A 26,598-nucleotide genomic window follows, 5' to 3' on the forward strand; every position below is an offset into this window, starting at 1 on the left:
GGCAGAAATCGGGCCACGCTGACGATGGTGACGATGAAACGTGAACACGTGAGCCCTCCTTTCAATACGTTCGAGTGTGCGAAGCGATTACACCAAGGGCGGTGCGGATGGCAAGGCCGCCGCTTTCGCCCGGCGCGGGAACGGATCCAGCACCAATATGCAGCCACCGATGATCGCAACCGCGCCGAAGGCCTGGATGATGGTCAGCGACTCGCCGAGCATGACAGTGCCAACCAGCACGGCGATCGTGGTCACGGCAAATTCGACGCTGATCGTCCTGGTCGCGCCGATGCTGGCCACCAGCCGGAAGTAGACGACATAGGTCAGCGCGCTCATCACGCAAGCGAGAAGGGCGAGATAGAGGAAATCGACAGGACGCGGCATGGCCGGCACCGGAACGGCCACCAGCAGCGGCAGTGTCATCAGCCCGCCGAACAGGAAGGCGGCGCCGGTGAGTTCGAACGAGCCGGCCGAGCGCAGATGGCGATTGGCGTAATTGCTGCCGAAGGCGGCGGAGAAGGAACTGAACAGCGAGGCGGCGCAGCCGAATGCGAAGGACGGGGTGATCGGCACCGAAGGGAAGCCGACCAGGATCACGATACCCGCGGCACCGAGCAGCAAGCCGGCCAGCCCGCGGACGGTGATGCGCTCGAGCCCCCATAACTGGCCAAGGATCATCGAGAACAGCGGGATCGCGGCAACGAGGATGGCCGCCATCGCCGTGCCGATGCGCGGCGTGGCGTAGGACAGGCCGATCAGCTGCGCCGCGACGGTGGTCGCGCCGACCATGGCGAAGTGCGGCCAGCCGGCGCTGAAATCGAGCCGCCGCCGCGTCGCCGCCGCCAGCAGGAAGAGCGTGATGCCGGCGATCAGCGCACGCAACGTCACCGCGCCGACCCAGCCGAATGCGTGTACCACCTTGAGCAGCACGAGGAACGACAGGCCCCAGGTGACGGCAAGGAAGGCATAAGCTGCGATGTCCCTGGGTTTCATGAGGTGGGGCGGATGGGAGCTTTGCTCGCAGAGGCAGGATTGCAGCCGTGCTATCGCTTCCACCGCCTAGCGGCAAGCGCGAGCGTATAGTCCAGAGGCTGTTCCACCTTTGATAAGCAGGATGTTAAGGCGCGACGATGGGGCCTTCCCTTCTCCAAGGGAGAAGGAAGAGGCGGCTACTTCCCCGGCCTGCCCGTTTTCCCAGGCCGGCGCTTTTCGCGGCGGGCGTCGCCTGGGTCCTCGTACGAGCCGATGCCGGCGCGCTGGCGGACGATTGGCTTGGCGGAATCGTCGCGATCCTTCGCGCCTGTCCTGCCGGTCCCCACGAGGGGGGAGGTCGGCTGGGGCTTCGCCGGCATTTTTCCTTCGACCGGCTTTTCCGTGCGGCGAACGGTCATCTCGTCCAGCGAGTTCTTCTTGAACAGCGGCTTGACCGGCTCGCCCGGGATACCGAAGTCGGAACCGTGCGCTTCGGACGCCGACTGTTTCTTGAACAGCGAGCGTGACATCGCTCCCGCAGGCGTCGGCATATCGGTGCCGGGCCCCATGTCGTCGATCGACGGTTTGGCGAACAGCGGCTTCTTCACCGGCACGGCGCCGTCGGCGCCCATCTCGTCGAGATGAGGCTTGCGGAAGAGGTTGGGCCGGGCAGCCCTGGCGGCCTCTTCGGCGGCGCGTGCTTCGTCGAGCTTGCGGAAACGCTCCTGTTCCTCTGCCGTACGGTGCTTGGCCACGCCCTTGTTGTGCTTGCCCTTTTCGCGGCCCGACACCGGGCTTTCCATGTCGGCGTATTTGGCCAGCGGGTCGTCGGAGATCGACAGTTCCATCTCGCGCAGCCGCTTGATCTCGTCGCGGATGCGGGCGGCCTTCTCGAAGTCGAGATTGGCGGCAGCGTCGCGCATCTGTTTTTCCATCGCGTCGAGATGCGCCTTGAGGTTGTTGCCCATCATGGCGCCGGCGCTGTCGGTGAACTGCGAGATGTCGGCGCGGACATGGTCCTTCTCGTAGACCGAGTCTAGAATGTCGGAGATGCGCGACTTGACCGATTCCGGCGTGATGCCGTTGGCGGCGTTCCACTCCATCTGCTTTTCGCGGCGGCGGTTGGTTTCGGCCATCGCCCGCTCCATCGAGCCGGTAACCTGGTCGGCATAGAGGATGACCTTGCCGTCGACGTTACGGGCGGCGCGGCCGATGGTCTGGATGAGCGAGGTTTCCGAGCGTAGGAAACCTTCCTTGTCGGCGTCGAGAATGGCGACGAAGCCGCATTCGGGAATGTCGAGGCCTTCGCGCAAAAGGTTGATGCCGACCAGCACGTCGAAAGCGCCGAGACGCAAATCGCGCAGAATCTCAATGCGCTCCAGCGTGTCGATGTCGGAGTGCATGTAGCGCACACGCACGCCCTGTTCGTGCAGATATTCGGTCAAATCCTCGGCCATGCGCTTGGTCAGCACGGTGACCAGCGTGCGGTAGCCGGCGGCCGTGGTCTCGCGGATCTCGCCGACGACATCGTCGACCTGGCTTTTCGCCGGGCGCACCTCGACCGGCGGGTCGATCAGGCCGGTCGGGCGGATGACCTGCTCGGCGAAGACGCCGCCAGACTGTTCCATTTCCCAGCCACCCGGCGTCGCCGAAACGGCGACGGAGAGCGGGCGCATGGCATCCCATTCCTCGAAGCGCAGCGGCCGGTTGTCCATGCAGGAGGGCAAGCGGAAACCATACTCGGCCAGCGTCGCCTTGCGCCGGAAGTCGCCGCGATACATGCCGCCGATCTGCGGCACGGTGACGTGGCTTTCGTCGATGAACACCAGCGCATTGTCCGGGATATACTCGAACAAGGTCGGCGGCGGGTCGCCCGGCTGGCGGCCGGTGAGATAGCGCGAATAGTTCTCGATGCCGGCGCAGGAGCCGGTGGCTTCCAGCATTTCGAGGTCGAAGCGGGTGCGTTGTTCCAGCCGCTGCGCTTCCAGCAGGCGGCCGGCGCGCTCCAGTTCCACCAGCCGCTGCTTGAGCTCTTCCTTGATCGACTTGATCGCCTGGTTGAGCGTCGGGCGCGGCGTCACATAGTGGGAATTGGCGTAAATCTTGACGCTTTTCAGCTCACCGGTCTTCTGGCCGGTCAGCGGATCGAACTCGGTGATCTGCTCGATCTCGTCGCCGAACATCGAGATGCGCCAGGCGCGGTCCTCCAGGTGGGCCGGAAAGATCTCGATCGTGTCGCCGCGCACGCGGAACGAGCCGCGCACGAAATTGATGTCCTGGCGTTTGTATTGCTGGGCGACGAGGTCGGCGAGCAAAGCGCGCTGGTCGAGCCGGTCGCCGATCTGCATCTGGAAGGTCATCGCCGTATAGGTCTCGACCGAACCGATACCGTAGATGCAGGACACCGAGGCGACGATGATGACGTCGTCGCGCTCCAGCAGCGAGCGCGTCGCCGAGTGGCGCATGCGGTCGATCTGTTCGTTGATCGAGGATTCCTTCTCGATGAAGGTGTCGGTGCGCGGAACGTAGGCTTCCGGCTGGTAGTAGTCGTAATAGGAGACGAAATACTCCACCGCATTGTCGGGGAAGAATTTCTTGAACTCGGAATAGAGCTGCGCGGCCAGCGTCTTGTTGGGCGCCAGGATCAGGGCGGGGCGCTGCGTCTCCTCGATCACCTTGGCCATGGTGAAGGTTTTTCCCGAGCCGGTGACGCCGAGCAGAACCTGGGTGCGGTCGTTGTTGTCGACGCCTTCGACTAGGTCCTTGATGGCGGTCGGCTGGTCACCGGCCGGCTCGAAGTCCGACACCATCTTGATGGCGATGCCGCCTTCCGACTTTTCCGGCCGGGCAGGGCGGTGCGGCGTCCACAGCACGCCATCCTTGTGCAGCGGATTGCCGGATTCGATCAGCGCCGAGAGCGCGGCGACCGTCGCGGTGACGCCGCTCGACGTCATCGTCTCGGCTTCTTCCAGCGAGATGTCGAGGCCGGCGACCGGATTGAGGCCGACCGCGGCGCGTTCGCGGGCGGTGGCCGCGCCGCCCATCGAGGTGCCGCGCGCCGTGCGCCCGGGCGCGGACGAACGCTCGGGGATCTTCTTGGATGGTTTTGGCGCTTTGCCGTCGTCGCCCTTGCCGGTCTGGCGCCCTTCGCGCTCCGCCTCCTGCTCGATCTGTTCGGCCCAGTCGGCGATCGAACCGGTCAGCGGCGTGCCCGACAATTCGGGCTGTGGCATCTCGGCGAAGCCGCCTTTGTGCAGCGGCTCGGAGGCGTCGAGGAAATCGGTCAGCGGGCTGCGCCGCTTCGGCGCGGCGCGGTCGTCATTCGCCGTCGGCGGCGTTCTTTTATCGGGGGATTTGGCCATGCCCCGAATATGGGAGGTCTTGGCGAAGATGGAAAGAGCGCGATGCGGCGAGGCGCATGCCCCGATGCGGCTCCTGACAGAAGGCTGTCAGGAGGAGGCAGTTGCCGGGGGCATCCGCCCGCGGTCAGGCGCCGCGGGCGTTGTCCGTCGCCACCTGGGTCGGCGATCCGCTGAGGCGCGGCACCACCACGAGACGTGTGACCTTGCCTTTCTTGAAGGCAGCGAGGAAGCGGGAATAGTCCCTGAAGACGACGCAGCCGTTGGACTCGGCGCGGCCGCCGCGCAGCATGTAGGTGTGGGCGAGCAGGCCGTTGCGGTTGTATTTGTTGCCACCGCCGACCGGGGTCAGGCGCAATGCCTCGACGCCATGGAAGCGGGATTCACGCAGCGACAGATTGTAGGTGTTGGGCGGCGTCGGGCCACGATCCTTCACGTGGACATAGCGCGGCTGGTCGACCATGGCGCCGAGGCCGGAATGGGCCTCGAGCCGCTGGCCGTCCGGCATGTAGACGGTCTTGGCGCTGATGTCATAGACGGCGACGCCGTGGCCGGCTCCGCTTCCGCCGCTCGGTCCGTTGAAGAGGTTCCTGAACGCCTGGCCGAGGCCGCCCGAAGGCGTGTCCGGCTTGGCATAGGCCAGCACATCGCCGCCGTCGCGGCCGGCCCGGGCCGGCCTTGCGGGCTGGGCCTGCTGGACCGGCTTTGCCTGCGGCGCCGGCTTCTGCTGCGCGATCCTGGGCTGCGGCGCCGGCTCATCCTGTTCCACCACGGCCTTCGGCTGCCGCGGCGCGTCATATTGCGGGCGGCGGGTCGGCAGCGGCACGTCGTCGGTCAGCGCATCCGGCAGCGAGGCAGCGTCGCCGGGCTGTTGCGGCTGGGTCTCGGCAGGTGCTATCGCGACATCGGCAGAGGATTCGGTCATCGGCAGCGGAGAGGCAAATGCTTCGTCCTCGACGGGCAGCGACTGGACGAGGGCCAGCGCCAGCTGGGTGTTGTCAGGCGTCTGCGACTGGGCGAGGCCCATCGGCGCCGGCGCGGTCTGGACGACGGCGCCGGTATCGGCACGGGCAAAGCGTTCCGCCACGGGAGCCGGCATGTCGCTCGACAGGCTGGCCATCAACTGGACTGACGGAACCAGCGAGGCCTCGGTGATCCGCGGCGCGGCCTGGGAAATCACCGGGCGGGTGTCGGCCGTGGCGACGGGCTTGTCGGCGGCGGCAAAGGCGGCGACGAGCTTGGTCGGCGACAGCGACGCCTCCATGCGGTCGAAGCGCTCCTGTGCCTTCGACTTCAAGATTGGCTGTTCCGGCCTTGCTCGAGCCGCCAGGCGTGCGGATTTCTCACCCAGCGGGCTCACACGGGCCAGCTTGAAGCAGGTGGCGCCGCATTGTACGGCATTGTCATGCAGGGCCTGGGCGCCGCCATGGGCATTGGCCAGCATGAACGGCGCCGAAGACCTCAGGAAATGCTGTTTCAGCGGATCGGCCATCGCCAGCGAGCCCGGCATGGCCAAGGTCTGCGGCAGGCCGGTCGATGTCGCCGACAGCGAGACGCCGACGGAGCTGAGGCCGGCCATGGTGCCGATCAGCCAGAGACCGACCGCGGCGCTGGCACCGGGCACCGCGACCCAGCGGACGATCCGTTTCGGATTGAAGGAAGGGGTGCGCTGCGCATCGACGAACTCGCCGCCCTCGCGCTGGTCCCGGATTATTTTGTGTTTACTCGACAACGCCATGCAACCAATCTCGCTCCAATCGGTTTTCCCCGTACGTGGCCTTGTCAGCCGCGACGACCATTCTGCGAGTGATCCCAGGGTGGTCCCCGACGCGTTTGCCGCGCCTGTCGTTGATTGCCGATTGCTTCAAAATATGGACAAAGTTGGTTAACCAATCCCTCTCAAAACCAACCGAGAGACGTGGACTTTGTGCCAAAAAAGGCTCGTCCACGATCATGCACGCGGTATTTCAGCCCTTCCGAAGCAGGTTTGCTGCCTGTTTTTGCCGGCCGAGTCAAGCAAAACAGCCATTGCTAATATAAGACAAGGTGGCTCCGGCAAGCCTCGCGGCAATGCGGCGCGCTGCTCCACGGTCCTGAAAAAGCCGATGGCATCGGCAAAACTGTGGCCCGCTTGCCACATTTTTTCGGCCCGCACGGTCGCCCCTCGACGCCCATTGACTCGTTTTGGGAGGCGGTGCAATCGGGTTGAAGTGCTTGATTTTGGGGTGGCAAAGGCCACTTTTGGAGGCTTTTTCCATGAAGCGTCGAGATTTCTTGGCGCTGTCGGCGGGTGCGGCGGCGTTCTCCATTCTTCCGGCCACCGTCAGGGCCAACGTGCCGGTGCCCTACGACCGCAACGCCGAAGTGCCGTTCAACGACAAAAAATCGTTCATCGACTGGATGGTGGCCAATCGCGGCGAGGATCCGAAGTTTTTGGCGCAGCGATTCGATCGCTTCCAGATCATGGTCTACAACAAGGACGTGCTGGACGACCGCAACAAGCGCGCCTTCCTTTTGACACCGCGTGAGGAATTCGTGCTGCCGCAGAATCTGGGGCGCGCCTATGACCATGCCTTCCTCGACATCGGCTATGGCGTGACGATTTCGGGTCCGCACCTCGTCGGGCGGATGACGACGTCCATCGACGTGCAGTTCGGCGAGGCCGTGCTCGAGATCGGCACCGGCTCGGGCTACCAGTCGGCCTATCTCGCCAACCTCACCGACAAGGTGCACACGATCGAGATCATCAATCCGCTGGCGCAGCGCACGCGGCGCACCTATGACGGGCTGGTCGAGCGCGGCTACAGTGAGTTCGGTTCGGTCACCAGCCGCAATGCCGACGGCTATTATGGCTGGGAAAGCGTGGGCCCGTTCGACAAGATCATCGTCACTTGCGGCATCGACCACATCCCGCCGTCGCTGCTGCAGCAGCTGAAGCCCAACGGCGTGATGGTCATTCCGGTCGGCCCGCCGGGCGCGCAGCACGTGCTCAAGGTGATCAAGCAGCAGCTCGCCGACGGTACGTTCAACATCGTCCGCTCGGACATCTACAATGGCAAGGTGGTGCCGTTCGTGCCGTTCACCAAGCTCGAGGCCGACCAGATCGTCGGCACACACAACGGCTGAGCATTGCGGCATCAAGGGACCTGAATGGCAGCCGTTGCATCGAATTCCCGCCTGACCATCCCGTCCCTGGAGGCGCCGCGGCTGACGCACTACCTGGCGGTTGGGCTGATCGCCGGCGCCATCATCGCCCTGCAGATCGCTGTCATGCGGGTGTTCGCGGTGGGCAGCTGGTCGCATTTCGGCTCGCTGGTGGTCAGCCTCGCCATGCTCGGCTTCTCGCTGTCCAGCGTCATCATCTTCGCCGGCAAGGGTTGGTTCGACCGCCATTGGCAAGGTGCCGCCACCGCGGCCCTGCTGCTGATCGGCCCGCTCGCCGTCGGCTCCAACCTGGTTGCCCAGACGGTACCGTTCAACGCCATCTTCCTGGTGTCCGACCCGGCGCAGAAATGGCGGCTGCTCGCCAATTTCCTGCTCTATCTCGTGCCGTTCCTGGCCGGCGCGTTCTTCCTCGGCATCGTCTTCCTGAAAAGCCGCACGGCCTTCGGCCGCGTCTATTTCGCCGACCTCACCGGTTCGGGGCTCGCCGGCCTCGCCGTGCTGGTGTCGCTCTATCTCTTCGCGCCGGAAACCATCATCGTCGTGCCGCTGCTTTTGTGGGCCGCCGGTTCGCTGCTGTGGTTTGTTGCTTTTGGCGCCTGGAAGAGCGTCGTCGCCGGGGTCGTGGTCGCGGCGCTGTCGATATCAGGCTATCTGATGCTGCCCGGCCTGCTCGGCATACCCGACATTGCCGTATCGCAATACAAGGGCGTCGCCTATGCCCGCAATTTTCCGGACGGCAAACGCATCTACCGAAGCGTCTCGCCGTTCGGCGATCTGCAGGTCTATGCCAGCTCCTACATGCATTTCGCACCGGGCCTGAGCGACAATGCCGCCTTCGGCATGCCCGAAGTGGCGGCCAACACCTATGTCGGCATGTATCGCGACGGCGACGGGCCGGAAGGCATCATGCGCAACCTGGCGCCGGCGGAGCAGGTCTATTTCCGCTATCTGCCGATGCACTATCCCTATGTCATCAAGGACAAGCCCAAAACCTTCGTCGTGCAGTTCGGCGGCGGCATCTCCACGCAGGCCGCGCTCAATGCGGGTTCGACCTCGGTGACCGTCGCCGAGAGCAATCCGATGACATTGCGGGCATTCCGCGACCCTGCGCTGAAGGATGTCACCGGCGACATCCTGGCCGAGCCGCGGCTCAAGGTCATCGACTATGACGGGCGCCTGTTCCTCGCCAAAACGGCGGAGCGCTACGACGTCATCGACCTCAGCCTCGCCGACAGTGTCGGCCTGTCCAACCCCGGCGGCTTCGCCATCTCGGAGAAATACGCCTACACGCGCGAAGCGATGCTGAGCTACATGCACGCGCTGGCCGATGGCGGCGTGCTGTCGATCACCTTGTGGAACAAGGAAGAGCCGCCGAAATCGGTGCTGAAGCTCTATTCGACCGTCGCCGAGGCAGCGAGGATTTTCGACAGCCAGGGCGCCGCCAACGACATCTTCGCGGTCTCGAGTTACCTCTCGACCACGACCGTGCTGTTCAAGCGCGGCGGCTTCACCGAGGCCGAAATCAGAACGCTGCGCGACTACACCAAGTCGATGTCCTGGGAGGAGGTCTACTATCCAGGAATGACTTATGACGGTTCGGGCGCACAAAAGGTGCTCGACGATTATCGCGCCTCGATCTTCGCCAGCGGACAGGACGCGACATTGACGCAGCAGCCGGCCGCCGACGCGACCGCGCCTGCCGGCCCAACCGCGCCGGCAAATCCCGATTGCGACCCGACGGCGCCGGCCGATCCGACGCTCGATGCCTGCGCAGGGGCCGGCGTCGCCCCCGGCCCGCAAGTGCTGCCGGCGACGGAACTGCAGCGCATGACCTGGCACGCGCTTTTGACCGGTGGGTGGGAAAAACTTGCCGGCGACTACGTCTTCGACGCGCGGGCGCTGAGCAACGACCAGCCCTATTTCGCCGCCTATGTGAAGGTCGCCGACCTGCCGCGCACGCTCGACCGGCTCGACCTGTTCCAGGACGACTGGGGCTATCTGTTGATCTGGGCGACGCTCGGCATCGCCTGTATCACGGCCGCGTCACTGGTGCTGCTGCCGGTCATCTTCGGCTGGCGCATCGTGTTCTCGCGCTCGCGCGGCAAGCTCGGCACCATCCTCTATTTCGCCTGTCTCGGCCTCGGCTACATCATGGTCGAGGTCGGGCTTATCAGCCGCTTCACCGTGGCGCTCGCCAACCCGACCGTGTCGGCCTCGGTGCTGATCTCCTCGATGCTGGTGTTTTCCGGGCTCGGCAGCCTGTTTGCCGAGCGCATCTTCAACCGCGCCAGGACGCTGCTGCCGATCGTGCTGCTGGCGGTCTGCGGGCTGCTGCTCGCCTATGGCTTCTACCTGTCGCCGGTGCTCGACCGGATCGGCGCCTATCCCTATGCGGTGCGCCTGCTGCTCTGCTTCCTTTTGGTGTCGCCGCCGGCCTTCCTGATGGGCATGCCGATGGCCACCGCCATGACCTGGCTGGCGCGGCTCGGCAAGGAGCATCTGTTCGTCTGGGCCTGGGGCATCAATGGCTGTTTTTCGGTCATCGGCTCGGCCGCCGTGCCGATCGTCGCCACCGGCTTTGGACTGAGCGCCGTGCTGCAATGGGCGGCGATCGCCTATCTCATCGCCATCCCGGCCTTCTTTGCCGTGCTGTTGCCGTCGAAGGCGCCGTCCATGCGGCTGGTGGCGGCCTGATGCCGGACCGGCGCGCCATCGTTGCCGGATTGCTGGCCACGGCGGTGTTTCCGGTGGCGAGCCAGGGGGCGCGCTTGCGCAAGGCCATATCCACCATCGTGCCGTTCAAGGCATCGCCCTTTCCCTACCGTGGCAAGCTGCCCGACGGCTCCGCGCCTTTTCTCGACGTCACGGCGGCGGATGGAAGGCGCGGCCACACCTCGCCACGCGGCGGCATCTATTGGGAAGACGAGACCTATTCCGACCGCTCGACGCTGCTGGCGGTGCCGAAAGGGTTCGATCCGGCCAAGCCGGCTGTCATCGTGGTGTTCTTCCACGGCAATGGCGCCACCTTGCAGCGCGATGTGGTCGGCCGCCAGCGCGTCGTCGCGCAGGTCGAGGCGTCCGGCCTCAACGCCGTGCTGGTGGCGCCGCAATTCGCCAGCAACGCGCAGGATTCCAGCGCCGGCAATTTCTGGACGCCGGGCTATTTTGCCGGGTTCATGGCCGAGGCGGCGCAAGGCCTGGCCAAACTGACCGGTGCCAAGGCGGCAAAATTCGACGCCATGCCGGTGGTGCTGGCGGCCTATAGCGGCGGCTACAACCCGGCCGCCTTCATTCTCAGGAACGGCGATGTCGGCGGCCGCCTGCTCGGCGTCATCCTGCTCGACGCGGTCTTCGCCGATGCCGACATCTTCGCCAGCTGGATCGCGCGGCACCGGAAGAGTTTCTTCGTCAGCGCCTATGGCAAGTCCTCTGCCTCCGGCAATGCCGAAATCAGACAGTTACTGGCGACCCAGGGCATTGACGCCAGCACAGATCCGCCGCGTTGGCTCGAAGCCGGCACCATCGCCTTGCTCGCCTCCGATGCCGCCCATGACACATTCGTCACCCGCGCCTTCGTCGGCAATCCGCTGCAGTGGCTGCTTGGCCGACTGCACGGGTTTCCGCGCTAGGACCTTTTGGCACTCCAGTTCCAGTTCTTGCACATGCTTCTGGCCGCCATCGTCATCACCCAGCTGTTGGACCCGCTCAGGATCCTGCTGGTCGGGATCGCCTATTTCCTCGGCCGGCTGATCAAGCGGCCGGGCATGGGATGGCTTGGATTGTGCGCGGCGATTGTCGTCATCGCCGCCGGATTTCCGTTCGTTGTCCTTGGCCAATCCGGCGACATCGCCTGGACGACCGCCGCGATCGGCGTGATATCGAACGCGCTGATAGCCGCCGCCATGGCCGGGCTGCTGCGGCTCCAGCGATGGCTTTTCCAACTCTTTGTTTGACACAATTCCCGCGGGAAAACCGTTTCACGATTTTCCCGGAATTGCTGGCGCGGTTCCGGTGAATACTGGATACTTCTCCTGCACCCAGCGAGGGCAGGGACCCGGGCCTGATAGGCCGCTCAGTTGAACCATAGCGCGAACGTCAAAAACCCGCCGCCGCCGAATTCGCGCTGGATCTGGTCGAAATCCTCGCTGGTCAGGATCCTGCCGCTTTCGAGATAAGGCGCGATCCCAGGGCCGGTAATCGACAGCACCAGGTCGAAGGCCTTCGGCTCGTCGAAGAAGCGCTTCATGTTGATGCCCTTGCCGGCGATGCGGAAATGCGGCAGCAGCGCGCGGCCCTCGAGCAGGTCCTCGGCCATGGTCAAGGTGGCGAGCCAGGCCTGGACCTGCTCCTCGCCGACTTCGAGGCCGGTCAGCGGGTTCTCGCCCTTCTGCTGTGGCCCGGGCAGCCATTCGCGGTCATTGTCGGTCTCGGCGCGGATCGCCTTCCAGTCCTCGCGCGACAGCCGGATCATTTCGAGCAATTCCTGGCGTGCCGCCTTGCGGCGCTCCGGCTCGACCACCGGCCAGTTGATCAAGTGCACCATCGAGATGAAATCGGCGATGCGCCATTCCGAGGAGAAGATGCTCGAGCCCATCTCGCTGGGCGGCGGCACGAGAATATCCTGCAATGGCAGCTTGGCGCGTGGGAACAGCATGTGGAAGGAGCCGTCGAAAGTACCTCTGAAATCATGCGCCAGCCAGAAATCGGCCTGCGCCATCAGGAACTCGGCATAGCCCTGCAGCCAATAGCCGTCGGCGCGGTCGAAGCGGAAGGTCAGCGCCGGTGCGGTATCGCCCTGCGAAAGGCCACCGTGCGACAGCGCGGCCATGATGGCCGCCATGCTTTCGTCCGGCGCGATCGTGCCGTCCTCGTTGAGGTCGATGCCGACATGGGTAAGGTCGATGACCATGCCGATATCGGCATCGGCCGGCACCGAGCTCAGGGTCGCGGCGGATTTTGCCAACCTGTCGCGGAAGGCCACCAATATGGCGCGGAACTCTTCGTAGGTCAGCGGCTCGGGATTGGGATTGGAGGGCACCGGCAGCTGCATCAGCGGCAGCATGAAGGATTGCGGGCTTTCGAAGCCGTGGCGGTGCAGGCCGCTGGCGAGCAGTTCAAGTGCCGTGAAGAACTCACCGGCGCCGGCGGCATAGGCCGATGCCGGATCTTTCGGTGCGGCCGCCTCCAGCGTCGACAGGGCGCTGTCGCGCGCGGCCACGGTCTTGGCCTCGAAAAGCGCGGTTGCCACTTCGGGCATGGCGGCGTGCGCCGAAGACAGCGGCACAAGCAGAATGAATGCGGATGCCATCAGGCTTGCTATTCGTGTCATCTTTTCCTCCCAAGCATTTGCCGCCGGCGACCATACACAGATTTGCGGCTATTTGCGGTGTCGCGCCGGTCAGTGCCGATGCGCTGTCCACATCGTTGATTGCCGACGGCTTCAACCCGCCCACGGGACGGTCTAAACAAGGCAAACGATTGGGCATTGCGTGTCGAACTATCCGCTTTCCTACAAACTGTCCTGGCTGCCGCGTTTCCTTAAGCCGTCGCTTGGCGGCGACGGCAATGGGTTTGCGCCGATGGCGGGGATGTTGATGGAGCCGCCGCCAGGGCGGACGGTGCGGCTTGCCTTCGTCGGCGACATCTCTGCGGTGGCCAACCGCAGGGCGCCGCACTGCGATCCGGCGATCAAGGCGCTGCTTGGCACTGCCGATCTGGTGATCGGCAATTGCGAGAGCCCTGTCGTGGACAGGCCGAGCGCGGTGCTGGGCACAAGGCTCGGCACGCATCATGCGATGAGCGAGCGGTTTCTGGCCGAGGCGCTCGCCGCGGCCGGCCTTGCGCGCGAAAAGCTGGTGCTGTCGCTGGCCAACAATCACGTGCTCGACCAGGGCGTCGCCGGTTTCGACGACACGGTGGCGGCGCTGAAGCGGCTCGGTATCGGCAGCATAGGCCTTGCCGCCGATGGCCCGGTGCGGCCGGTCAAAGTCGGGCCGCTGAATGTCGGCTTCGCGGCCTTCACGCTGTGGCGCAATGCGGATGAGAGCCTGTTTGCAGGGCGTGTGTCGATGGGCAGTGATCTGGCCAGCTGGCCGCGCGGGTTCGATCTTCTTTGCGCCGTGCCGCATTGGGACTGGGAGTTCCGGCACTTTCCGCGCGCCGGGACGCGGACATTGGCCAGGCGCCTGGCCGGGCAGGGCGTCGGGCTGATCGCCGGCCATCACGCGCATGTGGTGCAGCCGGTGGAGCTGATCGGCGAGACTGTCGTCGCCTATGGGCTCGGCGATTTCCTCGGCACCGCCCTGGCGCGACAGCCATGGCCGGGGCGCATTGGCGGGATTTTTGTCGCGGATGTCAGTACGGATGAGGGGTCGCGTGGTGCGATTGCGGCTTACCAGATGCACCCATTTGTAAGGCTGCGGGGCGGGGATCATGAACGGCTGGTGCCGGTGGAGCGATTGGAGCGCCGAATGCGCGACAGGGTTCAGGGGCGGCTAAGGGCGATCTTTCCGTAATGTGGCAACCATTCGCTCACCGCCAAGGTATGCATCCTTCAGGCTGGCACCGTCTCGAGGCGCTTCAGTCGATACATCGGACAAAACCAGCTATCATGATCGTGGTCAGGCTTGCGGGGGCGGCGGTGGAAGCAGCGGATTTCATGCCTGATGAGACTGTCATCGCCGGCATCCGAAAGAACATCGAGGCCTATGAGGCGGCGCGGGCCTCGGCGGTGCGGCAGGTGCGCTGGCGGGTGCCGCTGTTCGTCGGGCTGGTGCTGGTGGCCGTGGCGGTGATCGCCTGGCTGTTCAACAAGGTCGCCGACCCCAACGAACAATGGTTCTCGACGCCGCATGTGTTTCTGTACATCCTCGGCTTCGTGACGGCGATCCTGCTCTATTTCCGGGCGATCCGGCCGGCGACGCGGCTGCAGCAATCGTTTCGTGAGACATTGATGCCGATCATCTTCGGCTTCATCGGGGATATGCGCTACCAGCATGATGTGAAGCCGAATTCCTTCGACCGGTTGCCACGCGAGACGGTCGGCGGCGCCGGCATGAGCCGCTTCGACGATATCATATCGGGACGCTATGACGGGTTTGCGTTCGAACTCTACGAGGCCGACCTTTGGGACGGCGCTTCGACCAAGACCAAGGCGACGGCCTTCAAAGGCGTCATCGTCGCCTTCGAGGCGATCGAGCCGTTCCCCGGAACATTGGTGGCGACGCGGCGGACCAATGCGGTCATGGGCTTCTTCCGCGGCCTGTTCGCCAGCAAGATGCAGGACCTGTCATCCGGCGTGCCGGAACTCGACGCGGCCTACGAATTCCGCACCGACAATGTCGAAGCGGCGCGGCCGTTGGTGACCGGCCGGCTGGCACAGGCGCTGAAATGGCTGGGCGAAACCTGGCCCGACGATCCGGCCCGCGTCGCGCTCAACGGCAGCGATGGGTTCCTGCTGTTGCCGCAGGCCAAGAATTTCTTCGAGTTGCCGGAGATTTCGGCGCCGCTCGACTACACCAGGCATGTCGCGCCGATGATCTCCGACATGGGCGCCATGCTGGCGACGGCGGCGCTGGTGCGAAAGATCGGCGCGAAGGACGAGATGGGTTGATCGGACCCCGCCGTCAGCAGTCGAAGCCATATTGTTCGCGCGTGGCGTCTGCTTCTTCTTTGGACATTTTCTTGAACATCACGCAAACGGTGAAGCTGCCAACCTGCCGTCCACCGCTTCTGTAACCCCAGTCGGAAATGTCGTCCCTGGTGAATTCTATGGCCTGGCCGAGGACGACATTGTGTACCCCCTCCGGCTGGTTTGCCAGGATGCCGACAAATCCGGCCCCGGTGCGGCTGAACGGGATGACCCAGAAATGTTCGGTGACGTGTCCATCCCGCACCTTAACCTTCAGTTTGAACGTGTCTGTCCCAGGGGGAGGAGCCTCGGACAAGGCGAGGAATTCATCCAGTCTGCTGCGCGCCTTCGCGGTAGCCAGAGCCATATCGGGATCGTCGGGAGTAAAGATGACCGTTTTGTCGTCGCCCGGATCCACGCCTTGTGCGCCGGCCAATCCCGGCGCAAACGCCAGCATCAGGGATATCATGGTCCGGACTGCAAGTTTCATCGTTGTCCCCCGTCGCGACGGTTGAAATCATCGCGCATTCATTTCGGATTTGCAACCATAGCGCGAGTTTCATCCGCCTTTTTGAGATCGCGGTTGAGCTGATCCATGCAACAAAAATTGTATCAATCGAAGATCAGGAGGCTGTTGCGTGATGCAATCCGGGGCGGATTATGGCGGCTGCGTGATGGCCGCGAGGCGCCCGCCGCAATGGCCTAAACGATTCTTTTCATGGACGAACCGCGCGCGTCGAAGCAAACGATACGGCTGGAAACTGCGTCAGCCGCAAGCAATGTGTCAGAATTAAGCCTATGATTTCCTTTGCAAAAAGTCACTCAACGTGATTTGCGGCCAGCAGGCTTTCAGGCCCAGTGTCGGCTCGTTCGGTGCTGTCGTTGCGCAAGGCGGCAGCCCGGAAAAGTGAAACAGCACGGAGTGCTATCGATGAAGAAGACCCTCGCAACCACCGCCGCTCTGCTCGCCTTCCTCGGTACGGCCTATGCCGCGTCCGTTCAGGGCACCATCCAGGCGGTCGATCCGACGACCAAGTCGATTACGCTCGACGACGGCAAGATCTACCAGCTGTCGCCGGAAGCGAAGATCGGCAAACTGAAGGTCGGCGCCAAGGTGGCGGTAACCGTCGATGACAAGACCGGCATGGTGACGTCGATCAAGAAGGCTTCGTAGACACGAGTATCATGCGTCGGCAGACCTGCCGACTGGATTTTTCAAACCCTGCTCCAATCCTGGCCGGTTCCTTCGGGGATCGGCCATTTTCATGCTCCTGCTCACTCATGCCAGGCCACTGAGGTGGCGGAACGCTTCCCGCCCTATGGTTTTCGCCGAAAAGCCGCGCTATCCCTTGGCCAACGGGGGATCTGCATGGCTGACGAACAGAAGGGGTTTCGCCTGTCGCGCCGGCTGGTGCTCGGTGCGGCTGTCCTCGGCGGCGCGGTGCTGTGGGGCGGAACCACAATGGCGCGGCTGGCGCGCCGGCCTTCAGGGCCGAAAAATGCCGGACGCATCGCCGACATCGATGGCATTGCCCTGCCGCTGAAACCGATTGCCAGTCCGCCGGCCTTTGAGCCTTCGCTGCCCTGGTCGGCCAAAGGCGGCGACATCAATGATGCCAGCGGCCTGTCGCGGACCCCGGTCTATGGCGTGGTCGAGGTCAGCGAGGAGGACCATATCGCCAGGGCGTTGGCGTTCGCCCGCGCCAACGGGTTGAAAGTGTCGCTGGCCGCCATCCGCCATTCGATGGGCGGCCATGCCTTCGACGACAATGCGCTGGTGCTCGACCTCAAGAAATTCAACAAGGTCAGCGTCGACGCGGCAGCCAGGACCATGACGCTGCAGCCGGGCGCGCGCTGGCACGACATCCAGAACATGCTGCATCCGCGCTTCGCGGTGAAGGCGATGCAGTCGACCGACATCTTCTCCGTCGGCGGCTCGCTGTCGGTCAACGCGCATGGCATGGACCATCAGGCGGGTTCGGTTGCCGGCTCGATCCGCTCGATGCGGGTGATGCTGGCCGATGGGTCGGTGACGACCTGCTCGGCCACGGAGAACAGCGAGCTGTTCCGCCATGTCGTCGGCGGCTACGGCCTGTTCGGCGTGGTGGTTGAGGCAACGCTCGATATCGTCGACAACGCCGTCTACCGCACCTCGCGCGAAATCATCAAATCTGACGATTTCCCGAAATTCTTCGCCGAGGTGCTGGAGCCGAACAAGGATATCGGCTTGTTCTACGGCCATCTGTCGACGGCGCCGGGCAATTTCCTCGAGGACATGATCGTCTATCGCTACGACAAGGTGGCCGAAGAGCCGCCGGCCGACCAGCCTGATATCGGCGAGCCGGGCTCGGTCGGGCTGAAGCGGGTCATCATCAATCTGGCGAAATGGGGCAGCCTGTTCCAGGAGCTGAAGTGGTTCACCGAAAAGACGCTGGAGCCGAGATTCGAAAGTTGCACCGTGGCCCGCACCGCGGCGATGGCGCAGGGCGAGGCGTGCCTCGTCACCCGTAACAACCCGATGCATGATTCGGTGCCGTATCTGTTCAACGATCTGACCGACGAGACCGACATACTGCACGAATATTTTATTCCGCGCGCCGCCTACAATCCGTTCATCACCGAAGCGCGCGAGATCCTGCGCAACCAGTCCCTGCCGGTGCTCAACGCTTCGGTGCGCATCGTCCACAAGGAGGATGTGGCGCTGACCTATGCGCCGGAGCCGGCCTATTCGCTGGTGCTCTACATCAACCAGCCGACCGATGCCGACGGCAATGCGAAGATGCGGGCGCTGACGCGGGCGCTGATCGACGTGACGATCAAGCATGGCGGACGGTTCTTCTTGCCCTACCAGCTGCATTACACGGCCAAGGAATTGCAGGCCTCCTATCCCGAATTGCCGGCCTTCCTGGCGGCGAAACGGCACTATGACCCTACGGAACTGTTTTCCTCGACCTTCTACCGTGGCATCAAGGCGCTGAGCGGGGTTGCATAAGCAGGAGAACAGTCGATGCGCATGGTATCAGCGGCAGCCCTCACTCTCATCGCGCTGTGCGCTGGACCGGCCGGAGCCAAGGACCTCAAGGCGTTCAAGCTGACCATCGACGGCGTGGCGGTCGATATCGACCCCGGCGAGAGCACGACCGTCACGTTGCCCGGCGGCAAGCAGAGCAAGGTGACGCTCGAGCGCAACGACTTCGCCACCTTTTCCGGCGACAGTTTCTCCTTCGTCCATCCGAGCGGCATTTCGGTCACCAAGACCGATCTCGGCGAGAGCGTCACGCAATATCTGATGGCTTCGGCGCTTGGCACGATCGTCGTCGTGCAGGAATACGGCAAGATGAACCCGGTGTCGCTCAACCAACTGATGCTGCAGGAGATGACCAGGGAATCGGTGCAGGCCGGCGCGGCGCTGACGCAGCAGCCGACGACGCGCAAGCTCGTCGACGGCAAGGAGCTGACCGGCATCCGCGCCGAGGTGAAGACGCGCACCGACACCGCGTATTTCGAGATCGTCGGCTACGGCCTCGCCGATCAGGGGCTGTTGTTCGTCACGCGCGTCGGCAGCGAGGACCTGGCCACCGAACAGCCGCTGATCGACAAATTCTGGGAGAGCCTGAAGGTCAAGATGTAAATCTTTCGCCTATGCATGTCGTTGTCCCAAAACCGCTGCGCACTTTTGGGCGACATGCATTGGCTACAGCCCCGTCGGCACCAGGCCGGCCAGCCAGTTCACGGAGCGTCTTGCGGCATCAGCCGTAGCGGAAGCCGCGCGGCCAAGATCGGTCTCGACCACGGCATAGCCGTTCTTCGTGCGATAGAGCACGCCGGTTCCGCCATCGACCACCTGTTCATAGGCGACGGGCCGGGCAGCGTTCGCGTCGACGGTCGTCGTCGGCGAGCCGACCGGCACGCTCGGCCGATGGCTCAGTTCCGGCGGCAGCGGGCTTTCCGTCCGCACGACCCTGCTGGCGGGCTTGAGTTCGGGGCGGGATGCGATGGCGGCCAGCTGCGAAGAGGACGACGAACCCTTGGTGCGGCAGATGCCGGACACCAGCGGATAGTCGAAATTGCGCTGGTGCAGGATCTGGCTCTTCATCGCTGCCTCGCATTCGGCGATGGTCGACCACTTGGCCGGCGTCTCGCCGATATATTCGCACAATCTGGCGTCGCAGTCGCAGCCGACAATGGTCATGGCGACAAGGGCGGTCTTGATCACGGTCTTGTCCCTTCGAGATGCCCCCGGCAGCCCATTCAAGTGCATGTCGCCCGTCAGGCAACATGCACCATTCCATCGCGCGCGAACAAGGCGGGATTTGGCCACGATTGTGAAATGAGCATGGCGGCGGTCTGATCCTTGCCGGGCGTGGCCGAAAGGCCTCAATAATCGTAGACGTGTTCGAGCTTGGCGCCTGCTTTCATCAGCGACGGCAGCACCAGATGCAGCTTGCGCACGGCCACGACCATGCCGGTGCGGCGCGTCGAAGGATCGGCCGGCAGCGGATAGCTGAACAGGATGCGCATGCCTTCGGGAATAGCGATCGAGTCGGTCGACAGCATGGTGACCATGATCTCGTCATTGCCGCCGATCTCGACGAAGGAGACGCCCTTGTCGATCAGCCGCGGGATCATGTCGGTGAAGACCTGATAGCGCCTGGTGACGAAGACGGTGCCGTCGGCGCCGTAATCGCGCTCCAGCAATGTGTCCGGCTCGTTGCGGGTGGCTTCGCCGACCGGGCCCTTGGCCCAGACATGGACATCGAGGAAGGCCGGGTCGGAGGTCGCGGCAAGTGCCTTTTTGATCAGGTCGGCATAGCCCTGCTTGATGGTGTCGGCGAGGCCGAAGGCGAGCTTGCGTTCGCTGGTGCGGACGGAGCCGTCGCCTGGCGCCGGCTGCACGGCAAACAGGCCGGCGCGCTTTTCGGCATAGGCGAACTGGTACCACGGCACCTGGTCGAGGAAGGCGGCGTAGTCCGCCGCCACCTTGGCCTGGTAGATGTCGGCGGCGGTGCGCTTGGCCGATGTCGCCTCGGTGACGCGGCCGACCGTGTTCTCATAGGCCCATTGCAGTATGTGCTCGATCGAGTGGCTGGTACCGATGATGACCAGCATCTGGTGGTTGGCGTAGTTGAACTTGTATGGGGAACTGGCGCGGATCATCGTCGCGTAATCCTGCCAGAAGCGGCCGACATAGGACCAGTAGGGAAAGCCGCTCGGCTGGTCCTTGGCGACGAAGCCGGCATATTCGCGCGCGGCGTAGACGATCGCCCATTCGGGGTAGGTGAGGAAAGTCGATTCCTCCGGCCGCTGGTAGCCGGGAATTTCGGCGCGGACCTTGTCGGCCAGCGCCTTGGGTGGCGCGCCATCGGCAATGCCTGGCAACGGCGTCTTGTCGAGCGTCGGGGTGGTGAGGAAGCCATAGCTCAGCCCGACGACGGGGATGAGGATGATGATGACGATCAGCCAGAGGATCGTCTTGATGATGCGCTTCAGCCAGCGGAACAGCAACATGGCCGGTCAGGCCGTGGCGAAGTGGTCGTGTATGCGCTTCGACAGCCAGAAGCCGACATAGACGGCGAAGCCGCCAATGACGATGTGCGGCAGGTTGGCGAAGAAGCGGGCGGGGAACTCGATGTCGTTGAGGGAGCGGAAACCGTTGATGAAGATGCCGGCATCGAGGCAGCCGGAGCCGGTGATCAGCCCGAGCACGCCGTCGAACAGATAGACCGAGCCGAACAGCTTGAAATAAAACACCGCCTGGCGGTGCGAGATGAAGGCGGCGGCCAGCGCCCAGACGCCGGAGAAGGCGTGCAGCAGGTCGTCGTACCATTGCAATGAGAACAGGCCGAACAGATTGCCGTTGGCATCGTTGAACGCCGGTATGTAGCCGATGGCGACGACGGCGAAGAACAGGAAAGCATAGGCAACGGCCAGCTTCTGGATCAGCGTCATGAAGTATCCCCCTTCAATTGACGTCGAACGTTAGCTGATTTTGCAGCCGGTTGCAGCCCCGGGCGGAAACACCGTAAAAATTGTGCGGAATGGAAAAACGACAGTCGGCGCTGGGATTTCTCCCAGCGCCTCCCTGTCAGATCAGGACACGGTCGCGGCAGCAACTTCCGTAAAGTCGTCGCGCCATGCCGGCCTTGATTTTGACGGTCCTGCCAGCCACCACCCGAAGGCAGCGTCCGTTCCAGACCACGCTGGTCTTGGCCCTTGCGGGCTTTGCCCTGCGTGCCATCGAAGGTTTTTGCCGTCCTTCATGGCAGCATCGGTCCGCCGTCGGCGTTGGCACGCTTTCCGCGGCCCCGTAGATCTCGGCTACCGTCCCTCGAAACAGGCAAGCCTGCTCTCGCTCCGGGCCGTACGGGCCTCAGGAAATCCGCCTTTCACTTCCGCCTTTCGGCTTGGCGATCGGTAGCCGCCTGAGATGGGTTTAACGTACGCCGGGTAAGTGTCCCGGGGAATGGCCCTGGGCCTGTGGATAGCGGGATTATCGGGGACCGTTTGGCGACAGCTCGGGAACTTCGGTGCCCACTGCCTTAGACAGCCTGCCCCTCTTTTCGACGTCGCAATCGACAGCGCCCCTTGCTCCGCCGGCGGGCGCGGGCTTCAATGCCGGCAAACGATCGGGCATGGATGTCCGGCGCCGGGGAGGGTGCGTATTGAAAGTCGGGGTGGTCCTCAATCCGATAGCCGGTGGCGGCCGCCTGAAACGGCATTGGCCTGAAGTCTCCGCCTCGCTGAAAAAGCACTTCGGCGATTTCGAGCTGCGCGAGACGCAGGCCGAGGGCGACGCCGAACGGTTGGCCATCGACCTCGCCGCCACCGGCTTCGACCTGGTTATCGCCGCCGGCGGCGACGGCACCGCCAGCGAAGTGGCCGATGGGCTGCTGCAGGCATTCGAGGAGAGTGGCAAGACGACCGAGCTTGGCCTGCTGCCATGCGGCACCGGCATCGATTTCGCGCGCGGGCTTGGCCTGCCGAAGGCGGTGGACGCGGCCTTGAAGCGGATCGCCGGGGCAGAGGGCCGCAAGATCGATGCCGGCCGCATCTGCTACATCGACGACCATGGCGCGCTGGCCAGCCGCCATTTCATCAACATCGCCAGCCTCGGCCTGTCAGGCGCCACCGACCGCGCCGTCAATGCCGACAAGCGCAAGGGCAAGATGTCGGCCAAGGCGCTGTTCCTGTGGCGCACCGTGGTCGAGTTCATCCGCTACCGCTTCCAGCGTGTGCGGATCATCGTCGACGACGGCGCGCCGGTCGAGGCGCGCATGGCGCTGGTGGCGGTGGCCAACGGCAAATTCTTCGGCGGCGGCATGATGATCGCGCCGGACGCCGAGCTGACCGACGGGCAATTCGACATCGTCATCCTGCGCGCGTCTGGCAAGCTGAAGCTGATCTGGGACATCCGCCTGCTCTATGGCGGCCGGCACCGCAATCATCCGGCGATCACCATCCTGCGCGGCAAGAAAGTGGTTGTCGAACCGCTCGACGACGTGGAAAAGAACGGCGCGCTGGTCGACATAGACGGCGAGTCGCCCGGACGCATACCGGCGACCTTCGAGATCCTGCCTGGCGCGCTGACGCTCAGATATTGAATCAAGGCGTTGCCAGATTGATTCAGGTCTTTTCGAAACTGAATCCGGCTATCGATTCAAGCAGATGAAATTGCTGGGTTTTCCGGTCTCCGGTCAGATTCCCAGTCTGGCTGGAAAACCAGGCGCGCGCAGGTCTGTACCGACGGCATCCTCGAGCAATTTGACGATCCGGGTCGACCAGGCGCCGCCGCCATAGGCCGCCTTGCCCTGTTCGAAAATCGCATTGACACGGGATGCCAGCTCCAGCGGCACGCCGAAATCCTTGCCCATGCCCAACGCAAAGCCGAGGTCCTTCAGCGCCAGGTCCATGGTGAAGCCGATGTCGTAGGAGCCGTTGAGCACCAACTGACTTTCGGTCTCGTGGACGAAGCTGTTGCCGGAGGAGGCAACGATGGCGTGGTAGGATTGGGCGAGGTCGAGGCCACCCTGCTTGGCCAGCATCAACGCCTCGCCGGCGGCGACGAGGTGGATGAAGGCCAGCATGTTGGTGATCACCTTGATCACCGCCGCCGAACCGATCGGTCCCATCAGGAAGGAACGCGCGCACATCGCTTCGATGGCCGCGCGATGGCGTTCGTAGAGCGCGGCATAGCCGCCGACCAGCGCCGTGATTTTGCCGGCCGCCGCCAGATGCACGCCGCCGGTGACCGGGCACTCCAGCGTCTCGACACCCTTGGCCGAGGCGAGGGCGGCAAGGCGCACGATCTCGTCGCGGCCATTGGTCGACATCTCGATCCAGGTGCCGCCAGGGGCCATGCCTTCGAGCAAGCCGCGGGGACCGGCAAGCACCGCTTCGCTGATCTTCGGCGAGGGCAGGCAGGTTATGGCATTGCCGGCCCGCGCCGCCGCCTCTGCAGGGCTGTCGGCAGTGGTGGCGCCGAGCGCCACCAGACGCTCGACGGCAGCCGGGTCGCGGTCGAAGACGGTGACGGCAAAGCCGTTGCGGATCAGGCTGGCGGCAAGGTTGCCGCCGAGATGACCGAGGCCGATGAAAGCGTAACTCTCGCTCACGGCATCAACGGGGTCTGCATCATCTGCAGATGCAGATCCTTGCCGGTGTAGGGATGCGCATCGCACACCGCTTCGTTGAGCTCGACGCCCAGCCCCGGTTCCTTCGAGGGGATGACGTTGCCGTCCTGCCACTCGATCTTCTTCTTCAGCAGCGTGGCGTGGAAGCCGTCCCACTGCTTCAGCGATTCCAGGATGAGGAAGTTGGGCAACGTGACCGCCACCTGGATGTTGGCGGCGCCGACGATCGGTCCGCAATAGCAGTGTGGCGCGATCTGGATGTGGTAAGCCTCGGCCATTGCAGCGATCTTCTTGGTTTCGAGGATGCCGCCGGAGCGGCCGAGATCCGGCTGCAATATGGTCGCGGCGCGGTTTTCGATGACGCGGGCGAATTCGAACTTGGTCGTCAGCCGCTCGCCGGTGGCGATCGGGATCGAGGTGCCCCGGGCGACCTGCGCCATCACTTCGGGCATGTCGGGCGGCACCGGCTCCTCGAACCACAGGGGATCGTAGGGCTCGATGGCGCGCGCCATGCGCAGCGCCCCTGACGCGGTGAACTGGCCGTGCGTGCCGAAGAGGATGTCGGCGCGGTTGCCCACCGCCTCGCGGATTGCCTTGATCATGCGGGTGGAGACGTCGATGTCGATGAGGCGCGGCTGATGGCCGTCGAAGGCGGTATAGGGGCCGGCCGGGTCGAGCTTGACGGCATTGAAACCCTGCTCGACATATTCGAGCGCGCAGGCCGCCGCCATTTCGGGGTCGTTGTAGACGTTCCTGCCGTCCGGCGCGTCCTCCGAATGGACGCTGCCGGTGTGCGGATAGAGGTAGGTGTAGGAGCGCAGCGTCTCGTGCACCTGGCCGCCGAGCAGTTTGTAGACCGGCTTGTTCGCCTCCTTGCCGACAATGTCCCAGCAGGCCATTTCGAGCGCCGAGAAGCAGCCCATGCCCGACACATCGGGGCGCTGGGTGAAGCCGGAGGAATAGGCGCGGCGGAAGAAGTTCTCGATGTCGTGCGGATCGCGGCCGACGAGATAGCGCTCGGCCATGTCCTCGACCATTTTCGCCGTGACATGGGCCGAGAAGGTGGCGTTGTAGGCTTCGCCATAACCGACCACGCCGCCATCGGTGGTGAGCTTGACGAAGATGAAATACTTGCCGCCGATGCCGGGCGGCGGGTTGCCGACAACCCAGGTCTTGACGTCGGTGATCTTCATTTTTGGTCCTCCAGAACCAGTTCGGCGCCCTTCCACCCGGTCATGACCGAGGCGGCGTTGGTGTTGCCGGTGATGTTGTCGGGGAAGATCGAGGCGTCGATGACGCGCAAGCCTTCAAGGCCGTGCACCTTGAGGCGCGGATCGACGACGGCGCGCGAGGGATCGGGGCCCATGCGGCAGGTCGAGACCGGGTGATAGACGGTGCCGGAGCGTTTCCTGAAATCGGTGATCAGGTCGGCGTCGGACTGGATCGACGGGCCGGGCAGGACTTCCTCCTGGATGATTTCGGCCATGGCCGGCATCGAGGCGATCTTGCGCACGAACTTCACCGCCGCCAGCATCTCCTCGACATCGGCGTTGGTCGAATAGGCATTGGCGGTGATCTTTGGATGGTCCAGCGGATTGCTGGAGCGGATCATGATCTCGCCCCGGCTCGACGGGCGGCAGTTGGACAGGCCGATGGAGAAACCCGGCCAGGGATCCGGCGTCAGGATCGGCCGCTCGCCGCTCTTCGGGATGACGGTCGAGAAGGCCTGGAAATAGAGCTGCATGTTGGGGCGCGAAAACGCCGGGTCGGTGCGGAAGAAGCCGCCGCCATGGTTCATCGACAGCGACAGCGGTCCTGAGCGCGTCAGTATGTACTGCATGCCGACCAGCAGCTTGCCCCACCAGGGACGCAGGATCTGGTTGAGCGTCGGCACCTTGCCCTTGAACGTGTAGTTGATGCCGACATGATCCTGCAGATTGGCGCCGACATTCTCGTTGGCGTGGAGGACCGGGATGCCCAGCCCTCTCAGAAGTGCCGAGGGGCCGACGCCGGACAATTGCAGCAGCTGCGGCGAGTTGATCGAACCGGCGGACAAGATCACTTCGCGGCCGGCGCGGGCCGTCTTCGTCTGACCGTTCTGCAGATATTCGATGCCGATGGCGCGCTTGCCTTCGAACAGGATGCGGCTGGCCAGAGCGTTGGTCTCGACGCGGACATTGGAGCGCTTCATCGCCGGGCGCAGGAAGGCGCGCGCCGCGGACATGCGGCGGCCGTTCCTGGTCGAGATCTGATAGGTGCCGACGCCTTCCTGGGCAGCACCGTTGAAATCGGGATTGAGCGGCAGGCCGGCCTGCTGGCCGGCGGCGAGATAGCGTTTTGTCAGCGGGTGGACGGCGTTGGCCGTGTCGCTGATGTGCAGGGGACCACCGGTGCCGCGCCATCTGTCGGCGCCGGCCTCATTGTCCTCGAGCGCCTTGAAGATCGGCAACAGCTCGTCATAAGCCCAGCCGGGATTGCCGGCGGCGCGCCAGTCGTCGAAATCCTCGTGCGCGCCCCGGATCCACACCATGGCGTTGATCGAGCTCGAGCCGCCGAGCAGCTTGCCGCGCGGCCAGTGGTCGACATTGCCGCCGAGGCCGGGGTCGGCTTCGGTCTTGTAGTTCCAGTTGACCGCGGGATCGAAGAAGGTCTTGCCGTAGCCGAGCGGCATCTGCACGTAGAAGCGCCGGTCCGTGCCGCCGGCCTCCAGAACCAGAACCGAGAAGCGGCCCGAGGCGGACAGTCTGTCGGCGAGCACCGATCCGGCCGAGCCGGAGCCGACGATGATGAAGTCAAAAGTCTGCATGATTGGTGGGCGGCTCCGGAAATCTGGCCGCAGCCT

At 64.2% G+C, this 26,598-nt stretch carries 21 protein-coding genes; 10 read left to right on the forward strand and 11 right to left on the reverse strand.

Annotation, left to right across the window (positions count from 1 at the left end):
- Nucleotides 1-87 precede the first annotated feature (87 nt).
- The 3 genes from FJ546_RS09170 to FJ546_RS09180 form a co-directional block, all read right to left on the reverse strand.
- The gene (locus tag FJ546_RS09170) at nt 88-993 is read right to left on the reverse strand and encodes a DMT family transporter (protein ID WP_140889035.1); all 906 of its coding nucleotides are present in this window, start codon (nt 991-993) and stop codon (nt 88-90) included.
- 176 nt (nt 994-1,169) lie between these two features.
- Nucleotides 1,170-4,334: an excinuclease ABC subunit UvrB gene (gene uvrB, locus FJ546_RS09175; protein ID WP_140889036.1), complete on the reverse strand. Its 3,165-nt coding sequence runs from the start codon at nt 4,332-4,334 to the stop codon at nt 1,170-1,172.
- A 124-nt stretch (nt 4,335-4,458) separates the two neighbouring features.
- Nucleotides 4,459-6,069 (reverse strand): DUF2778 domain-containing protein, encoded by a 1,611-nt coding sequence (locus tag FJ546_RS09180; protein WP_140889037.1) that lies wholly within the window; start codon nt 6,067-6,069, stop codon nt 4,459-4,461.
- A 518-nt stretch (nt 6,070-6,587) separates the two neighbouring features.
- On the opposite strand from FJ546_RS09180, the gene FJ546_RS09185 reads away from it, so the two are divergent.
- Genes FJ546_RS09185 through FJ546_RS09200 form a run of 4 tightly spaced genes read left to right on the forward strand, consistent with a single transcriptional unit; the run spans nt 6,588 to nt 11,449 of the window.
- Nucleotides 6,588-7,457, forward strand: a complete 870-nt coding sequence (locus FJ546_RS09185) for a protein-L-isoaspartate O-methyltransferase (RefSeq protein ID WP_140889038.1) — start codon at nt 6,588-6,590, stop codon at nt 7,455-7,457.
- A gap of 24 nt (nt 7,458-7,481) precedes the next feature.
- Entirely contained in the window at nt 7,482-10,190 is a 2,709-nt protein-coding gene (locus tag FJ546_RS09190; protein ID WP_140889039.1) for a hypothetical protein, read from the forward strand.
- Nucleotides 10,190-11,125 (forward strand): hypothetical protein, encoded by a 936-nt coding sequence (locus FJ546_RS09195; protein ID WP_140889040.1) that lies wholly within the window; start codon nt 10,190-10,192, stop codon nt 11,123-11,125. Before FJ546_RS09190 ends, FJ546_RS09195 begins: the two co-directional genes overlap by 1 nt.
- Nucleotides 11,126-11,131: 6 nt before the next feature.
- The gene (locus FJ546_RS09200; protein WP_246686787.1) at nt 11,132-11,449 is read left to right on the forward strand and encodes a hypothetical protein; all 318 of its coding nucleotides are present in this window, start codon (nt 11,132-11,134) and stop codon (nt 11,447-11,449) included.
- Between the two features lie 119 nt (nt 11,450-11,568).
- Here the strand turns inward: FJ546_RS09200 and FJ546_RS09205 are convergent, their stop codons facing one another.
- The gene (locus FJ546_RS09205) at nt 11,569-12,825 is read right to left on the reverse strand and encodes a hypothetical protein (RefSeq protein ID WP_140889042.1); all 1,257 of its coding nucleotides are present in this window, start codon (nt 12,823-12,825) and stop codon (nt 11,569-11,571) included.
- 160 nt (nt 12,826-12,985) lie between these two features.
- Between FJ546_RS09205 and FJ546_RS09210 the strand changes: the two genes are divergently transcribed.
- Together FJ546_RS09210 and FJ546_RS09215 are read left to right on the forward strand one after the other, a co-directional pair.
- The gene (locus FJ546_RS09210; protein WP_140889043.1) at nt 12,986-14,011 is read left to right on the forward strand and encodes a CapA family protein; all 1,026 of its coding nucleotides are present in this window, start codon (nt 12,986-12,988) and stop codon (nt 14,009-14,011) included.
- A 143-nt stretch (nt 14,012-14,154) separates the two neighbouring features.
- Nucleotides 14,155-15,108 carry a DUF3137 domain-containing protein gene (locus tag FJ546_RS09215; RefSeq protein WP_181167876.1) on the forward strand — a complete coding sequence of 318 codons (954 nt, stop codon included), beginning with the start codon at nt 14,155-14,157 and terminating at the stop codon, nt 15,106-15,108.
- A 13-nt stretch (nt 15,109-15,121) separates the two neighbouring features.
- On the opposite strand, the gene FJ546_RS09220 is transcribed toward FJ546_RS09215, so the two are convergent.
- The gene (locus FJ546_RS09220; protein WP_140889044.1) at nt 15,122-15,616 is read right to left on the reverse strand and encodes a DUF2314 domain-containing protein; all 495 of its coding nucleotides are present in this window, start codon (nt 15,614-15,616) and stop codon (nt 15,122-15,124) included.
- A gap of 441 nt (nt 15,617-16,057) precedes the next feature.
- On the opposite strand from FJ546_RS09220, the gene FJ546_RS09225 reads away from it, so the two are divergent.
- From FJ546_RS09225 to FJ546_RS09235, 3 genes are all read left to right on the forward strand, one after another.
- Complete coding sequence (locus FJ546_RS09225; protein ID WP_027047290.1) at nt 16,058-16,300, forward strand: DUF1344 domain-containing protein; 243 nt, start codon at nt 16,058-16,060, stop codon at nt 16,298-16,300.
- 195 nt (nt 16,301-16,495) lie between these two features.
- Nucleotides 16,496-18,118 carry an FAD-binding oxidoreductase gene (locus FJ546_RS09230; RefSeq protein ID WP_140889045.1) on the forward strand — a complete coding sequence of 541 codons (1,623 nt, stop codon included), beginning with the start codon at nt 16,496-16,498 and terminating at the stop codon, nt 18,116-18,118.
- A 15-nt stretch (nt 18,119-18,133) separates the two neighbouring features.
- Nucleotides 18,134-18,757, forward strand: coding sequence for a hypothetical protein (locus tag FJ546_RS09235; protein ID WP_140889046.1), 624 nt, complete (start codon nt 18,134-18,136; stop codon nt 18,755-18,757).
- Between the two features lie 63 nt (nt 18,758-18,820).
- Here the strand turns inward: FJ546_RS09235 and FJ546_RS09240 are convergent, their stop codons facing one another.
- The 3 genes from FJ546_RS09240 to FJ546_RS09250 form a co-directional block, all read right to left on the reverse strand.
- On the reverse strand, nt 18,821-19,342 hold the full coding sequence (locus FJ546_RS09240) for a hypothetical protein (RefSeq protein WP_140889047.1): 522 nt from the start codon (nt 19,340-19,342) through the stop codon (nt 18,821-18,823).
- 161 nt (nt 19,343-19,503) lie between these two features.
- Nucleotides 19,504-20,634 (reverse strand): hypothetical protein, encoded by a 1,131-nt coding sequence (locus tag FJ546_RS09245; RefSeq protein WP_140889048.1) that lies wholly within the window; start codon nt 20,632-20,634, stop codon nt 19,504-19,506.
- Between the two features lie 6 nt (nt 20,635-20,640).
- Entirely contained in the window at nt 20,641-21,075 is a 435-nt protein-coding gene (locus FJ546_RS09250; RefSeq protein ID WP_095792823.1) for a hypothetical protein, read from the reverse strand.
- A 713-nt stretch (nt 21,076-21,788) separates the two neighbouring features.
- Between FJ546_RS09250 and FJ546_RS09255 the strand changes: the two genes are divergently transcribed.
- Nucleotides 21,789-22,727: a diacylglycerol kinase family protein gene (locus FJ546_RS09255; protein ID WP_140889049.1), complete on the forward strand. Its 939-nt coding sequence runs from the start codon at nt 21,789-21,791 to the stop codon at nt 22,725-22,727.
- Nucleotides 22,728-22,820: 93 nt separating this feature from the next.
- Here FJ546_RS09255 and FJ546_RS09260 read toward each other — a convergent pair whose 3' ends face one another.
- The 3 genes from FJ546_RS09260 to FJ546_RS09270 are packed head-to-tail and all read right to left on the reverse strand — an operon-like array spanning nt 22,821 to nt 26,562.
- A complete protein-coding gene (locus tag FJ546_RS09260; protein ID WP_140889050.1) occupies nt 22,821-23,738 on the reverse strand; it encodes an NAD(P)-dependent oxidoreductase in 918 nt (305 codons plus the stop codon).
- Nucleotides 23,735-24,949, reverse strand: a complete 1,215-nt coding sequence (locus tag FJ546_RS09265; protein ID WP_140889051.1) for a mandelate racemase/muconate lactonizing enzyme family protein — start codon at nt 24,947-24,949, stop codon at nt 23,735-23,737. The genes FJ546_RS09260 and FJ546_RS09265 overlap by 4 nt, the downstream gene beginning before the upstream one ends.
- Nucleotides 24,946-26,562, reverse strand: a complete 1,617-nt coding sequence (locus FJ546_RS09270; RefSeq protein WP_140889052.1) for a GMC family oxidoreductase N-terminal domain-containing protein — start codon at nt 26,560-26,562, stop codon at nt 24,946-24,948. The genes FJ546_RS09265 and FJ546_RS09270 overlap by 4 nt, the downstream gene beginning before the upstream one ends.
- Between the last annotated feature and the right edge of the window lie 36 nt (nt 26,563-26,598).

Origin of the sequence: Mesorhizobium sp. B2-4-19 (assembly GCF_006441315.1) — a bacterium.
GTDB lineage: Bacteria > Pseudomonadota > Alphaproteobacteria > Rhizobiales > Rhizobiaceae > Mesorhizobium.